The organism is Pseudomonas sp. SK3(2021), assembly GCF_016772375.1.
Taxonomy (GTDB): Bacteria; Pseudomonadota; Gammaproteobacteria; order Pseudomonadales; family Pseudomonadaceae; genus Aquipseudomonas; species Aquipseudomonas chlororaphis_I.
In genome coordinates, this window is record NZ_CP061943.1 from 6,434,116 (window position 1) to 6,448,952 (window position 14,837).

14 protein-coding genes are annotated in these 14,837 nt (G+C 63.4%); 7 read left to right on the top strand and 7 right to left on the bottom strand.

What is annotated here, in order from left to right:
* Nucleotides 1-87 precede the first annotated feature (87 nt).
* Nucleotides 88-417 (bottom strand): thioredoxin TrxA, encoded by a 330-nt coding sequence (gene trxA, locus IF690_RS28675; protein ID WP_003206727.1) that lies wholly within the window; start codon nt 415-417, stop codon nt 88-90.
* Between the two features lie 126 nt (nt 418-543).
* Nucleotides 544-1,242 (bottom strand): FadR/GntR family transcriptional regulator, encoded by a 699-nt coding sequence (locus tag IF690_RS28680; protein ID WP_202698330.1) that lies wholly within the window; start codon nt 1,240-1,242, stop codon nt 544-546.
* A gap of 254 nt (nt 1,243-1,496) precedes the next feature.
* On the opposite strand from IF690_RS28680, the gene IF690_RS28685 reads away from it, so the two are divergent.
* From IF690_RS28685 to ppx, 5 genes are all read left to right on the top strand, one after another.
* Nucleotides 1,497-2,282, top strand: a complete 786-nt coding sequence (locus IF690_RS28685) for a transporter substrate-binding domain-containing protein (RefSeq protein ID WP_202698331.1) — start codon at nt 1,497-1,499, stop codon at nt 2,280-2,282.
* Nucleotides 2,283-2,303: 21 nt separating this feature from the next.
* The gene (locus IF690_RS28690) at nt 2,304-2,972 is read left to right on the top strand and encodes an amino acid ABC transporter permease (protein WP_007926722.1); all 669 of its coding nucleotides are present in this window, start codon (nt 2,304-2,306) and stop codon (nt 2,970-2,972) included.
* The gene (locus IF690_RS28695) at nt 2,969-3,619 is read left to right on the top strand and encodes an amino acid ABC transporter permease (protein WP_016703201.1); all 651 of its coding nucleotides are present in this window, start codon (nt 2,969-2,971) and stop codon (nt 3,617-3,619) included. The genes IF690_RS28690 and IF690_RS28695 overlap by 4 nt, the downstream gene beginning before the upstream one ends.
* A complete protein-coding gene (locus tag IF690_RS28700; RefSeq protein WP_087092513.1) occupies nt 3,606-4,343 on the top strand; it encodes an amino acid ABC transporter ATP-binding protein in 738 nt (245 codons plus the stop codon). Before IF690_RS28695 ends, IF690_RS28700 begins: the two co-directional genes overlap by 14 nt.
* 230 nt (nt 4,344-4,573) lie before the next feature.
* Nucleotides 4,574-6,076: an exopolyphosphatase gene (gene ppx / locus IF690_RS28705; RefSeq protein ID WP_202698332.1), complete on the top strand. Its 1,503-nt coding sequence runs from the start codon at nt 4,574-4,576 to the stop codon at nt 6,074-6,076.
* 101 nt (nt 6,077-6,177) lie between these two features.
* Here the strand turns inward: ppx and ppk1 are convergent, their stop codons facing one another.
* Together ppk1 and hemB are read right to left on the bottom strand one after the other, a co-directional pair.
* Nucleotides 6,178-8,397: a polyphosphate kinase 1 gene (gene ppk1, locus IF690_RS28710; protein ID WP_202698333.1), complete on the bottom strand. Its 2,220-nt coding sequence runs from the start codon at nt 8,395-8,397 to the stop codon at nt 6,178-6,180.
* Nucleotides 8,398-8,415: 18 nt separating this feature from the next.
* The gene (gene hemB / locus IF690_RS28715) at nt 8,416-9,429 is read right to left on the bottom strand and encodes a porphobilinogen synthase (protein ID WP_202698334.1); all 1,014 of its coding nucleotides are present in this window, start codon (nt 9,427-9,429) and stop codon (nt 8,416-8,418) included.
* Nucleotides 9,430-9,636: 207 nt separating this feature from the next.
* Here hemB and IF690_RS28720 point away from each other — a divergent pair, with 207 nt between their 5' ends.
* Nucleotides 9,637-10,269, top strand: coding sequence for a DedA family protein (locus tag IF690_RS28720; RefSeq protein ID WP_202698335.1), 633 nt, complete (start codon nt 9,637-9,639; stop codon nt 10,267-10,269).
* Here the strand turns inward: IF690_RS28720 and IF690_RS28725 are convergent.
* On the bottom strand, nt 10,250-11,485 hold the full coding sequence (locus tag IF690_RS28725) for a sterol desaturase family protein (protein WP_202698336.1): 1,236 nt from the start codon (nt 11,483-11,485) through the stop codon (nt 10,250-10,252). The two genes, IF690_RS28720 and IF690_RS28725, sit on opposite strands and share 20 nt — an antisense overlap.
* 113 nt (nt 11,486-11,598) lie before the next feature.
* Here IF690_RS28725 and elbB point away from each other — a divergent pair, with 113 nt between their 5' ends.
* Nucleotides 11,599-12,267, top strand: a complete 669-nt coding sequence (gene elbB / locus IF690_RS28730; RefSeq protein WP_202698337.1) for an isoprenoid biosynthesis glyoxalase ElbB — start codon at nt 11,599-11,601, stop codon at nt 12,265-12,267.
* Nucleotides 12,268-12,315: 48 nt separating this feature from the next.
* Here elbB and IF690_RS28735 read toward each other — a convergent pair whose 3' ends face one another.
* Nucleotides 12,316-12,771 carry a YaiI/YqxD family protein gene (locus tag IF690_RS28735; RefSeq protein WP_016703198.1) on the bottom strand — a complete coding sequence of 152 codons (456 nt, stop codon included), beginning with the start codon at nt 12,769-12,771 and terminating at the stop codon, nt 12,316-12,318.
* 104 nt (nt 12,772-12,875) lie between these two features.
* The gene (locus IF690_RS28740; RefSeq protein ID WP_202698338.1) at nt 12,876-14,774 is read right to left on the bottom strand and encodes a cytochrome c/FTR1 family iron permease; all 1,899 of its coding nucleotides are present in this window, start codon (nt 14,772-14,774) and stop codon (nt 12,876-12,878) included.
* Nucleotides 14,775-14,837 lie beyond the last annotated feature (63 nt).

The following is a 14,837-nucleotide window of genomic DNA, read 5'->3' on the forward strand; positions in this document are numbered from 1 at the left end:
AACACCTGAGTTTCTGAGCGTCTAGCCCTGAATAATGAAAAAGCCCCGCTAATTACGGGGCTTTTTTGATGCGATTTACAACGACGCTTAGATGTTGGCGTCGAGGAAAGCAGCCAGTTGCGACTTGGACAGTGCGCCGACCTTGGTGGCTTCGACGTTGCCGTTCTTGAACAGCATCAGCGTCGGGATACCACGCACGCCATGCTTGGCCGGGGTTTCCTGGTTTTCGTCGATGTTCAGCTTGGCAACGGTCAGCTTGCCTTTATAGGTTTCAGCGATTTCGTCCAGGACCGGAGCGATCATTTTGCATGGGCCGCACCACTCAGCCCAGTAGTCGACCAGTACAGCGCCTTCGGCCTTGAGTACGTCAGCCTCGAAGCTAGCGTCGCTAACGTGTTTGATAAGATCGCTGCTCATGGAAGTCTCCAGGTTGTAAGCAAAAAAACGTGGCCCATCATAGCCGCCCTTCCCGCGTTCAGGAAGCCGGAGTTGATTGACTCTCGCTATGGCGCCCGATGAATTTGGGTATAGCTCAACTGGAAACTATGCGGGGGTGACAAAAGCGATTCCGGTGCGCAATGCCGCGCCCCGCACATGCTCCTGCATGGCCTTCTGCGCCGCCCCAGAGGCATGCCGGGCCAGCCCGCGCAGGATCTTGCGGTGCTCCTGCCAGGTCTCCATGGCCCGCTCGGGCCGGATGAACGGTAGTTTCTGGCTCTCCAGGAAGATCTCCGCGCTGGTACTGAGAATGCTCACCATTGCCTGATTGCCGCTGGCCTGCAGGATCTTCTGGTGAAACTCGAAATCCAGCCGCGCCGCCGCCTCGAAATCCGCCGCCCGCAGCTCGTTGCGCATGGCCTCGACATTGTCCTGCAACGCATCCAGCTCGTCGGCGGTCAGTGTCACGGCCGCCAGCCCCGCGGCGAAGCCTTCCAGGGCGTAACGCAGCTGAAAGATGTCCGTCGGCGAGGCCTGAGCCGCGAACGGCCAGCTCAGCCCCACGCCATTGACCGTCGACTCCGCGGCCTGCACGAACACGCCCTTGCCGGGCTGCACGCTGATCACGCCCAAGGCGCTCAAGGACGACAGCGCCTCGCGCAACGAAGCCCGGCTAACCCCCAGCTGCACGGCCAGATCGCGCTGCGACGGCAGCGCATCGCCCGGGCCGAAGCCGCGCTCGTTGATCAATTGGCGGATGGCTTGCAGCGCCACCTCGGGTACGGCGCGGGAGATCGAGTTCATAAAATTCAGGCTGGCCGGTCCAGGAAAAAGCTAGTTGTAAAGCTATTCGCCAAGCCCGGCAAGTCATGCCCCAAGGGGGTTCAGGCACACCGCCGGACGCTCGATAAGAGGGCAGGAACGCCAGCAACTGTTCAGACCAGTAAGACCGAACAACACCAGCAAAACCCAGTGTTCCAGGACTTTTACCGGCGTTTGGCACGGCCTGTGCTGTGTCGCTGCGCAGAAATCACTTCCCGTGAATCCGGAGATTTGCCATGACCAAGCGTTTCAGCGCCCTGCTCTCTGCCCTGTTTGCCAGTCTGATGCTGAGCCAGGCACCCGCCCACGCCAGCGGCCTGGACGATGTCGTCGCCCGTGGCACCCTCAAGGTAGCCGTGCCCCAGGATTTCCCGCCCTTTGGCTCGGTCGGCCCGGACATGAAGCCCCGCGGCCTGGATATCGACACCGCGAAACTGCTGGCCGACCAGCTCAAGGTCAAGCTCGAACTGACCCCGGTCAACAGCACCAACCGCATTCCATTCCTGACCACCGGCAAGGTCGACCTGGTGATCTCCAGCCTCGGCAAGAATCCGGAGCGTGAGAAGGTCATCGACTTCTCCCAGGCCTACGCTCCCTTCTACCTGGCGGTATTCGGCCCACCCGAGGCACCCGTCGCCACCCTCGACGACCTCAAGGGCAAGACCATCAGCGTCACCCGTGGCGCCATCGAAGACATCGAGCTGACCGCCGTGGCCCCGCAAGGCGTGACCATCAAGCGCTTCGAGGACAACAACTCGACCATCGCCGCCTACCTGGCCGGCCAGGTCGACCTGATCGCCAGTGGCAACGTGGTGATGGTCGCCATCAGCGAGCGCAACCCGAAACGCATCCCGGCGATGAAGGTCAAGCTCAAGGACTCCCCGGTCTATGTCGGCGTGAACAAGAACCAGCCAGAGCTGCTGGACAAGGTCAACCAGATCCTCACCACCGCCAAGGCCGACGGCAGCCTGGAAAAGAACGCCCAGCTGTGGCTCAAGCAGCCGTTGCCGGCCGGCCTCTGATCGCGGTCGCGGAGGTTATCCATGGCTTATCAGTTCGACTTTCTACCGGTGCTGGAAAACACCGGCCTGCTGCTGCGCGGCGCCCTGTTCACCCTTGAGCTGACCGCCATCGGCGCATTGCTCGGGGTCGGCCTGGGCATAGTCGGCGCGGTGGTGCGGGCCTGGAAGATCCAGCCCTTCTCTGCCCTCTTCGGCGTCTACGTCGAGCTGATCCGCAACACCCCGTTCCTGGTGCAGCTGTTCTTCATCTTCTTTGGCCTGCCGTCGCTGGGGCTGCAGATTTCCGAGTGGCAGGCGGCGGTGCTGGCGATGGTGATCAACCTGGGGGCCTACTCCACGGAAATCATCCGCGCCGGCATCCAGGCCATCCCCCGCGGCCAGTTGGAAGCCGCGGCGGCCCTGGCCATGACCCGCCTGGAAGCCTTCCGCCACGTGGTGTTGCTGCCGGCGCTGGGCAAGGTGTGGCCGGCCCTGAGCAGCCAGATCATCATCGTCATGCTCGGTTCGGCGGTGTGTTCGCAGATCGCCACCGAGGAGCTGAGCTTCGCCGCCAACTTCATTCAGTCGCGCAACTTCCGCGCCTTTGAAACCTACGCCCTGACCACGCTGATCTACCTGTGCATGGCCCTGCTGATCCGGCAGCTGCTGAACTGGGTCGGGCGCCGCTATATCGCGAGGAGCAGCCAATGAGTGATTTCAGCTTCTGGGACATCGTGCGCAACCTGCTGACCGGCCTGCAATGGACCCTGCTGTTGTCGCTGGTGGCCTTTGTCGGCGGCGGGCTGATCGGCTTGCTGATCATGACCCTGCGCATTTCCAAGAAGGCTTTCCCCAACCATTTCGCCCGCCTGTACATCGAGTTGTTCCAGGGCACGCCGCTGTTGATGCAGCTGTTCCTGGTGTTCTTCGGCATCGCCCTGCTGGGGGTGGATATCTCGCCCTGGCTGGCGGCGGCCATCGCCCTGACGCTGTTTACCAGCGCCTACCTGGCGGAAATCTGGCGCGGCTGCGTCGACTCGATCCCCAATGGCCAGTGGGAAGCCTCCTCCAGCCTGGCGCTCAACCCTTATGAACAGCTGCGCCATGTGATCCTGCCACAGGCGCTGCGGATCGCCGTGGCACCTACCGTGGGCTTTTCGGTGCAGGTGGTCAAAGGCACCGCGGTGACCTCGATCATCGGCTTCACCGAGCTGACCAAGACCGGCGGCATGCTCGCCAACGCCACCTTCGAGCCCTTCATGGTCTACGGCCTGGTGGCGCTCGGTTACTTCCTCCTGTGCTACCCCTTGTCCCTCAGTGCGCGCTACCTGGAAAGGAGACTGCATGCCTCTGCTTAGAATTTCCGCCCTGCATAAATATTACGGCGACCATCACGTGCTCAAGGGCATCGACCTCAGTATCGAGGAAGGCCAGGTGGTGGCGATCATCGGCCGCAGCGGCTCGGGCAAGAGCACCTTGCTGCGCACCCTCAATGGCCTGGAGTCGATCAACGACGGGGTCATCGAAGTCGACGGCGAATACCTCGACGCCGCTCGCGCCGACCTGCGCAGCCTACGGCAGAAGGTCGGCATGGTGTTCCAGCAGTTCAACCTGTTCCCGCACCTGACCGTCGGCGAGAACGTCATGCTCGCCCCGCAAGTGGTGCAGAAGGTGCCCAAGGCCAGGGCCGCCGAACTGGCGCGGGAGATGCTGAAACGGGTCGGCCTGGAGGAGAAGTTCGACGCTTTCCCCGACCGCCTGTCCGGCGGCCAGCAGCAGCGGGTGGCGATTGCCCGGGCGCTGGCCATGTCGCCCAAGGTGCTGCTGTGCGACGAGATCACCTCGGCCCTCGACCCGGAACTGGTCAACGAAGTCCTGAGCGTGGTGCGCCAACTGGCCAAGGACGGCATGACCCTGATCATGGTGACCCACGAGATGCGTTTTGCCCGGGAGGTGGGCGACAAACTGGTGTTCATGCACCAGGGCAAGGTGCATGAAGTGGGCGACCCGAAAGTGCTGTTCGCCAACCCTCAGACGCCAGAACTGGCAAATTTTATCGGGACCAATGAGGCGGCTGGCTGAGATTTTGCAGCGGCTGTTAGATCGTTTCGCGAGCAAGCTCGCTCCTACAGAAGCCCGCGCTCCCCTGTAGGAGCCGCCGGTCGACGCGCGATTGTTCGCGATCGAGCGTGCAGCGCTCGGCGCTTTTGCCTGCGTTGCATCAAGGATCCCGTCTTCGGCCACTGCTGCGCGTTGGCGCGAGCGATTGATCGTGGCAGGATGGCGAGGTTATCGACCGAGACCCCCAAACCATGCCGCAAACCCAAGCCAAGAATCTGTCCCTGATCGCCGCCATCGACCTGGGCTCCAACAGCTTTCACATGGTCGTGGCCAAGGCTCACCATAATGAAATCCGCATTCTCGAGCGGCTCGGTGAAAAGGTGCAGTTGGCCGCCGGGATCGACGAAGACCGTCAACTCAACGAAGAATCCATGCAGCGCGGGCTCGATTGCCTGAAGCGCTTCGCCCAACTGATCAACGGCATGCCCCTGGGCGCGGTGCGCATCGTCGGCACCAACGCCCTGCGCGAAGCCCGCAACCGCGGCGAATTCATCCGCCGCGCCGAAGAGATCCTCGGCCACCCGGTGGAAGTCATCTCCGGTCGCGAAGAAGCCCGCCTCATCTACCTGGGCGTGTCCCATACCCTCGCCGATACCCCGGGCAAGCGCCTGGTCGCCGACATCGGCGGCGGCAGTACCGAATTCATCATCGGCCAGCGCTTCGAACCGCTGCTGCGCGAGAGCCTGCAGATGGGCTGCGTCAGCTTCACCCAGCGCTATTTCCGCGACGGCAAGATCACTCCAGCGCGCTACGCCCAGGCCTACACCGCGGCGCGCCTGGAAATCATGAGCATCGAACACGCCCTGCATCGCCTGACCTGGGATGAAGCCATCGGCTCCTCGGGCACCATCCGCGCCATCGGCCTGGCGCTCAAGGCCGGTGGCCACGGCAGCGGTGAAGTCAACGCCGAAGGCCTGGCCTGGCTCAAGCGCCGGCTGTTCAAGCTGGGCGACGTCGAGAAAATCGACTTCGAAGGCATCAAGCCGGATCGCCGGGCAATCTTCCCGGCCGGCCTGGCGATTCTCGAAGCCATCTTCGACGCCCTCGAACTGCAGCGCATGGACCATTGCGAAGGCGCCCTGCGCGAAGGCGTGCTCTACGACCTGCTGGGCCGCCATCACCACGAAGACGTGCGCGAGCGCACCCTTGGCTCGCTGATGGAGCGTTATCACGTCGACCTGGAACAGGCCGCCCGGGTCGAGCGCAAGGCGCTCCACGCCTTCGACCAGGTGGCCGAGGACTGGGACCTGGAGGACGGCGTCTGGCGCGAGCTGCTGGGCTGGGCCGCCAAGGTCCATGAAGTGGGCCTGGATATCGCCCACTACCATTACCACAAGCACGGCGCCTACCTGATCGAGCACTCGGACCTCGCCGGCTTCTCCCGCGAAGACCAGCAAATGCTCGCGCTACTGGTACGCGGTCACCGCCGCAACATTCCCAAGGACAAGTTCGCCGAATTCGGCGAGGAAGGCAGCAAGCTGATCCGCCTGTGCGTGCTGCTGCGTTTCGCCATCCTCTTCCACCACATCCGCGGTACCCAGGAAATGCCCCAGGTGACGCTGCACGCCGCCGGCGACAGCCTGGAGGTGATGTTCCCGGCAAACTGGCTGGACGAGAACCAGCTGACCCAGGCCGACTTCGCCCTGGAAGCGGAATGGCTGACCCGGGTCGGCATCACCCTCAACGTGCACTGAAATACCCTGCACAAAAAAGCCGGCTTGCCGGCGATGGGCTCCTTCCAAAGGGCCCCATCGCCGGCAAGCCGGCTTTATCATGGGCTGAATGAACCCCGGGCTCAGCGCACCGCCAGCACCGGATTGCTCAGGCGCTCCAGCAGCGTTGCCTGGGCGCTGCGCGGGTTCTGGTTGCCGGTCGGCGTGTTGCGGATGTAGCGGCCGTCCGACTGCAGGCTCCAGCTGTGGGTGTTATCGGTGAGATAACTTTCCAGCTCCTTCTTGACCCGCAGGATCAGCTTCTTGCCCTCGACCGGGAAGCAGGTCTCGACACGCTTGTCGAGGTTGCGCTCCATCCAGTCGGCGCTGGACAGGTACATCTGCTCCTCGCCGCCATTGAGGAAGTAGAACACCCGGGTGTGCTCCAGGAAGCGGCCGATGATCGAACGCACATGGATGTTGTGCGACACGCCGGCGATCCCCGGACGCAGGCAGCACATGCCCCGCACCACCAGGTCGATGCGCACGCCCGACTGGCTGGCCTTGTACAGCGCACGGATGATCTTCGGATCGGTCAGCGAGTTGAACTTGGCGATGATGTGCGCCGGCTTGCCGTCCAGGGCGAACTGGGTCTCCCGGGCGATCATGTCGAGCATGCCCTTCTTCAGGGTGAAGGGCGCATGCAGCAGCTTCTTCATGCGCAGGGTCTTGCCCATGCCGATCAACTGGCTGAAGAGCTTGCCGACGTCTTCGCACAAGGCGTCGTCGGACGTCAGCAGGCTGTAGTCGGTGTACAGGCGGGCGTTGCCGGCGTGGTAGTTGCCGGTGCCCAGGTGGGCGTAGCGCACGATCTCACCGGCTTCGCGACGCAGGATCAGCATCATCTTGGCGTGGGTCTTGAAACCGACCACGCCGTAGATCACCACCGCGCCGGCCGCTTGCAGGCGGCTGGCCAGTTGCAGGTTGGACTCTTCGTCGAAGCGTGCGCGCAGCTCGATCACCGCGGTGACTTCCTTGCCGTTACGCGCCGCGTCCACCAGCGCATCGACGATTTCCGAGTTGGCGCCGCTGCGGTACAGGGTCTGGCGCACTGCCAGCACGTTCGGGTCCTTGGCCGCCTGACGCAGCAGGTCGACCACCGGGGTGAAGGATTCGAACGGGTGCAGCAACAGGATGTCCTGCTTGCTGATCACGCTGAAGATGTTCTCGCTGTTCTGCAACAGCTTGGGAATCTGCGGGGTGAACGGCGTGTATTGCAGCTCCGGGTGGCTGTCCAGGCCAGTGATGCTGAACAGGCGTGTCAGGTTCACCGGACCGTTGACCTGGTACAGCTCGCTCTCGCTCAGGTTGAACTGCTTGAGCAGGTAGTCGGACAGGTGTTTCGGGCAAGTGTCGGCCACTTCCAGACGCACCGCGTCGCCGTAACGACGGGAGAACAGCTCGCCGCGCAGGGCGCGGGCCAGGTCTTCGACGTCCTCGGTGTCCACCGCCAGGTCGGCGTTGCGGGTCAGGCGGAACTGATAGCAGCCTTTTACCTTCATGCCCTGGAACAGGTCATCGGCGTGGGCGTGGATCATCGACGAGAGGAACACATAGTTGTCGCCAGGGCCGCCGACTTCTTCCGGTACCTTGATGATCCGCGGCAGCAGGCGCGGCGCCGGGATGATCGCCAGGCCGGAATCGCGACCGAAGGCGTCGATCCCTTCGAGTTCGACGATGAAGTTCAGGCTCTTGTTCACCAGCAGCGGGAACGGGTGCGTCGGGTCGAGTCCGATCGGGGTGATGATCGGCGCGATCTCGTCGCGGAAGTAGCGACGGACCCAGGTCTTGAGCTTGGTGGTCCAGTAACGGCGGCGGATGAAGCGGACCTGATGCTTCTCCAGCTCCGGCAACAGGATGTCGTTGAGGATCGCATACTGGCGGTCGACATGGCCGTGCACCAGGTCGCTGATGCGCGCCAGGGCCTGGTGCGGTTGCAGGCCATCGGCACCGGCCTGTTCACGGGCGAAGGTGATCTGCTTCTTCAGGCCGGCGACGCGGATCTCGAAGAACTCGTCCAGGTTGCTGGAGAAGATCAGCAGGAACTTCAGGCGCTCCAGCAACGGGTAGGACTCATCCAGCGCCTGTTCCAGCACGCGGATGTTGAACTGCAGTTGCGACAGCTCGCGATGGATATACAGGCTGCTGTCATCCAGGCTCGGGATGACCAGGGTCGGCATCGCCACATGCGGCGCGTCCGCTTGTACCGGCGGGGCTTCCAGCTCCGGAGGTGTTTCAACAACCTGCTCGACCACGGGTTGGGCTTCTTTTACGGCAACTTCAGTGAGTCCTTCGGTATTCATCGCGTGTTCCTGGGAGGGCTATGTTTGCTCTCGTAACAATTGAGCAGCACGAACGGCAAAGTAAGTCAGGATGCCATCGGCACCCGCGCGTTTAAAGGCGGTCAAGGATTCGAGAATAACCCCTTCGCTCAACCAGCCATTCTGGATCGCCGCCATGTGCATGGCGTATTCGCCGCTGACCTGATAGACAAAGGTCGGCACCTTGAATTCATCCTTGACCCGCCAAAGGATGTCCAGGTACGGCATGCCCGGCTTGACCATGACCATGTCCGCGCCTTCGGCGAGGTCGGCGGCCACTTCATGCAGGGCTTCGTGGCTGTTGGCCGGATCCATCTGGTAGGAGGCCTTGTTGGCCTTGCCCAGGTTCAGCGCCGAGCCGACCGCGTCGCGGAACGGGCCGTAATAGGCGCTGGCGTACTTGGCCGAATAGGCCATGATCCGCACATTGACATGCCCGGCCAGCTCCAGGGCTTCGCGGATCGCCTGGATGCGACCGTCCATCATGTCCGAAGGCGCGACCACCTGGGCACCGGCTTCGGCATGGGACAGGGCTTGCTTGACCAGCGCATCGACGGTGATGTCGTTCTGCACATAGCCTTCTTCGTCGAGGATGCCGTCCTGGCCGTGGGTGGTGAACGGGTCGAGCGCCACGTCGGTGATCACCCCCAGCTCAGGGAAACGTTCACGCAGCGCGCGGGTGGCGCGCTGGGCAATGCCGTTCGGGTTCCAGGCTTCGGCGGCGTCCAGCGACTTGAGCTCCGCCGGGGTCACCGGGAACAACGCCAGCGCGGGAATCCCCAGCTCGACCCACTGCGCCGCTTCCTCCAGCAGAAGGTCGATGGTCAGGCGTTCGACGCCCGGCATCGAGGCCACCGCTTCCCGGCGATTCTCACCGTCGAGCACGAATACCGGCAGGATCAGGTCATCGGTGGTCAGGACGTTTTCACGAACCAGGCGACGAGAAAAATCATCACGACGATTGCGACGCAGGCGGGTGGCAGGAAACAAACGGCTGGCTGGGGTAAAGCTCACGACAGACTCCTGAGCCCGAGCAGGCGGGCGAGCGTGACAGTTATAAGCGCCCATTATGACGAACGGATGACAGTTGTGCTTAACCCTGTGACCGGTAGTCGCAGCTATTGTCCAGCCAGCATTTGTTCACGTCGAGACACATTTGGATACTTTCCTCCATGGGCTCGAAGGGGTAGGCTGCGCGTTCATTTCGCCAGCATCCAGACAATGCTCCAACAATTTCTTCAGGAATTCGGCTACTTCGCCCTCTTTCTCGGCACATTCTTCGAAGGCGAGACCATCCTGGTCCTGGCCGGCTTTCTTGCGTTTCGCGGATACATGGACATCAACCTGGTGGTGGTCGTGGCCTTCTTCGGCAGCTATGCCGGCGACCAGCTGTGGTACTTCCTGGGACGCAAGCACGGACGCAAACTCTTGGCACGCAAGCCGCGCTGGCAGTTGATGGGCGATCGGGCGCTGGAGCATATCCGCAGGCATCCGGACATCTGGGTGCTGAGCTTCCGCTTCGTCTATGGCCTGCGCACCGTGATGCCGGTGGCCATCGGCCTGTCGGGGTATCCGCCGGGACGTTACCTGTTGCTCAACGGCATTGGCGCGGCGATCTGGGCCGCTGCCCTGGCCGCCGCGGCCTATCACTTCGGCGCCGTGCTCGAAGGCATGCTGGGCAGCATCAAGAAATACGAGCTGTGGGTACTCGGCGCCTTGCTGGTCCTGGGCTTTGCCCTGTGGCTGCGCCGCCGCTTCAAGAATGCGCGGCTGGCCAAGGCGATCTACGAAGCCGAACAGGTCAAGCAGAACGAGCAGAGCGATTGCTGCAAGTCTAAGACGCCAGTCGAGTAAGACGGCCCCGGCAACAGTAAAGCGCAATGCCACTGAGCAGGCTGTAACTGATCAGGCCGACCCAGCCCAAGGCGCTGGCCGGCCACAGCCCGAGCAGAGGCGCCAGCCACACCAGCGGCAGGTTCGACGCCAGCCGCAGCAACTCCATCTTCAGCGCCCACGGGCGATTCTCCAGCGCCACCCCCAGCACGAACAGACCAAAGGCCATGGCGCTCCAGCCCAGCACCAGGGCCGCGACCGGCAGGCTGTCGCCCAGATTCATCAGGTAGCTGCCAAAGGCGGCGTACACCGCGAACTGCAACACCACATACCCCTGCTGCCAGCCATCCAGCGGCACCTCGAACTTGCGAAACTGGCTCAGGTCAGGCTTGCGCAACGGGTATTTGGTCGCCACATCCGCCGGCCGCCAGCCGGTGCGCATGAACCAGATCCGCAGCTTGTCCCAAAAGCGCTCGGCACGCCGAGCATCGTCGAGCAACTGGGCATAGAACTGCAGGTTGGCCCACACCGGGTTCCAACTCGCCAGGGGCGTGGTGACACCGAAGATCACCGGCTCGTTGTCGTCCTCCTCTTGAAAGGTGCCGAACAGCCGATCCCAAATAATGAACACCCCGCCGTAGTTGCGATCCATGTAGAGAGCGTTCTGTGCATGGTGGGCCCGATGATTGGACGGCGAGACGAAAAACCATTCGAACCAGCCCAGCTTGGGAATGTGCCGGGTGTGCACCCAGAACTGATACAGCAGGTTCAGCGCGCCCACGCTGACAAACACCAGCAGCGGCACCCCCAGCACGGCCATCGGCAGGTAGAAGATCCAGCTCAGCAAGAAGCCGGTGCTGGTCTGGCGCAGCGCCGTGGAGAGGTTGTAGTCCTCGCTCTGGTGATGCACCGAATGCGCCGCCCAGAGAATGTTGCGCTCATGACCCATGCGGTGCAGCCAGTAGTAGCAGAAGTCGTAGAGGACAAAGGCAAACACCCAGACCCAGGCGCTCTCGGCCGATAGGGTGAAGAGCCCCAGGTGTTCCAGGGCGAAGGCGTAGGTCACCAGGCCGACCCCCTTGGTCAGCAGCCCGGTGGTGGTCGACAAGGCCCCGGTGCTGAGGCTGTTGATAGCGTCCGCGACCCGATAGTTGTTCACCCCCCGCCAGCGGTCGACCAGCAGCTCGAGGGCGATCAGCACAAAGAAGAACGGCACCGCATAAAGGATAAAATTCATGACACGACCTGATCGGAATCCTGATCGAAGATTAGGTCGGGCGGCGGGATAACCCTATGGCAACGGACGACAAATTAGTGGACATTTAACGCCATGAATCTGGAGAAAAAACCATGAGCAAAAAAGTTGCAGTGATCCTTTCCGGTTGTGGCGTCTACGACGGTGCCGAGATCCATGAAAGCGTCATCACCCTACTGCGCCTGGACCAGCGCGGCGCCCAGGTGCAGTGCTTCGCCCCGAACATCGCCCAGTTGCATGTGATCAACCACCTGACCGGCGCAGAGATGCCCGAGTCGCGCAATGTCCTGGTGGAATCGGCGCGCATCGCCCGCGGCCAGGTGAAAGACATCCGCGAGGCCAACGCCGAAGACTTCGACGCACTGATCGTGCCTGGCGGCTTCGGCTCGGCGAAGAACCTCTCCAACTTCGCCGTGGAAGGGGCCGGCTGCACGGTCCAGCCGGATGTCCTGGCGCTGACCGAAGCCTTCGCCGAAGCCGGCAAGCCGGTGGGCCTGATCTGCATCTCGCCGGCATTGGCGGCGAAGATCTACGGCCCGGGCGTCACCTGCACCATTGGCAATGACGCCGACACTGCGGCCGCCGTCAGCAAGATGGGCGCGACCCACGCAGAATGCACCGTCGGCGACATCATCGAGGACAAGGCGCGCAAGCTGGTCAGCACCCCGGCCTACATGCTCGCGCAATCCATCAGCGAAGCAGCGGCCGGGATCAACAAGCTGGTGGATCGGGTGCTGGAACTGACCCACGAAAACGACGAATAACCCCGCAGCCGCGGCGAGCCGGCAAGCGCCCTCGCCTCGCTGGAATCGTCAGGCCTGACGCGCCAGCCGCGTCAGGATCCGATCCAGGGCGTTGGCGAAGGCCTGCTTCTCGCGGTCCCCATAAGCACCTGGCCCGCCACCGACCTGCCCCTGCTCGCGCAGATCGGTAAACAGGTTGCGCACCGCCAACCGCTCGCCCATGTTCTGCGCATCGAACTCCTTGCCCCGCGGGTCGAGGGCGGCGACACCCTTCTTCACCAGCCGGTCGGCCAGGGGCACGTCGCTGCAGATCACCAGTTCGCCCGGCACCGCGTGTTCCACCAGGTAATCGTCGGCCGCATCCGGGCCGCTGGGCACCACGATCAGCTTGACGCAGGCAAAGGCCGGCTTGATCTGCGGTTGCCCCGCCACCAGCACCAGCTCGAACTGACGCTTGAGGGCAAACCTCACCACCTGATCCTTCGCCGCCTTGGGGCAGGCATCGGCATCGATCCACACACGCATTGCGTCATTCCTCTAAAAAGCATCGCGGGCAAGCCGCGCGCCTACAGAAACACACCATTCTGTGAGCGCGCGGCTTGCCCGCGATAATGCGCGAAGCGGGTGCCTCAGGAAACCTGGGGCCGCCGCTTCTCGGCGATGCGGCTGCGACTGTAAAGCACGATGATCGCCACGATCGCCACCGCCTGTGCCGCCAGCGAGTAGGCATCGGCGTGAATGCCCAGCCAATCGAAGTCGAAGAACGCCACTGGCCGAGTACCGAAGACTCCGGCCTCCTGCAGCGCCTTGACGCCATGCCCGGCAAACACCACCGACAAGGCGCACAGCAATGCCGCGTTGATGCCGAAGAACAGGGCCAGCGGCAGCTTGGCCGAACCGCGCAGGATCACCCAGGCCAGGCCGATCAGCAGCACCAGCGCCGTGGCGCCGCCGGCCAGCACCGCGTTATGGCCCGCCGGGCCGGCCTGCAGCCACAGTGTTTCGTAGAACAGGATCACCTCAAACAGTTCGCGATAGACCGAGAAGAACGCCAGCACCGCAAAGCCGAAACGGCCGCCGCCGCCCACCAGGCTGCTCTTGATGTAGTCCTGCCAGGCCGCCGCGTGCCGGCGGTCGTGCATCCACACGCCGAGCCACAGCACCATGACACTGGCGAACAAGGCCGTGGCGCCTTCCAGCAACTCGCGCTGGGAGCCGCTGACGTCGATCACATAGGCCGCCAGCGCCCAGGTGCCCAGGCCGGCCAGCAAGGCCAGGCCCCAGCCGACGTTGACGCTGCGCACCGCCGATTGCTGGCCGGTATTGCGCAGGAAGGCCAGGATCGCCGCCAGCACCAGGATCGCTTCCAGCCCCTCGCGCAGCAGGATCAGCAGGCCAGAGATGTAGCTCAGGGACCAACTCAGGCCATCGCTGCCCAGCAGGCCCGCCGATTCTGTCAGCTTGGCCTTGGCGGCATCCAGACGCTGCTCGGCCTGCTCTACCGACAAGCCATCCTGCAGCGCCTGACGATAGGCCATCAGGGCCTTCTCGGTATCCTTGCGCACGTTGGCGTCGACGTTGTCGAGGGAGCTTTCCACCAGCTCGAAGCCTTCCAGGTACGCCGCCACCGACAGGTCGTAGGCCTGTTCATGGTCACCGGCGCGGTAGGCGGCCAGGCTCTTGTCCAGGGTCGAGGCGGTGTAGTCAAGCAGTTGCGCCGGGCCGCGCTTGACCTGTGGCGGTTGGGCGCGCTGGGCACGGAAGGTGGCCGCGGCCTGCGGGCCTTCGGCGGCCTCTACTTCGCTTGGGGTCTGGCGGGCCAGGTCGGCGAGGTTGTAGCTCTTGTCGCCCTTCGCCGCGGCCGGGTCGGCAGTGAAGCCGGCGATATAGGTCGCCAGGTCCCAGCGCTGGCGGTCGTCCAGCTGATCGGCGAACGACGGCATGTCGGTGCCTTCGACGCCCAGGCCGAGGGTGTTGTAGATCGCGTAGAGGCTCAGGTGATCCAGGCGTGCCGCATCCCGCAGGTTGGCCGGTGGCGGCGTCAGGCCGACGCCCGCCGGGCCGTCGCCGGCACCGGTGTCGCCGTGACACACCGAGCAGTGCTGGGCATACAACGGCGCGCCACGGCTCGGGTCCGGAGTGATGATCGGGGCCTGGCTGACCTCATAGGCCACCGCCAGCCTGGCACCCAGCTGCCGCGCCTGACGGGCGACAAGAGCACCATCCGCCTTGGCCTTGACCGCGTCGTTCAAGCTGGCGATGCCCTGCTCCAGCTCGGCTTTCTCCGGCTTGGCCGGCAAGTCGGCGACCAGCCCCTGCAACACGCCGAGAAACTCGATCTGTTCACGGTACTCGGAGTCGTCAATGACCTTGCCCGCCTCGACCGTCGGTGGATAGTCCGCGCCAATGTAGTCGAGCAGGTGCAGCGCCTTGGGTGCGCCTTCTACGGTATCCGCCAGCAGGTTGGCGCTGCACAGGGCCAATACCGGCAGCACGAGCCACGCCAGGAAACGGGAGGGGGCAGTCATGAACGAATCTCAAATGGAAATACGAAGTAACACATTGTTCACTTCCAATGAGTTTCACTCAAG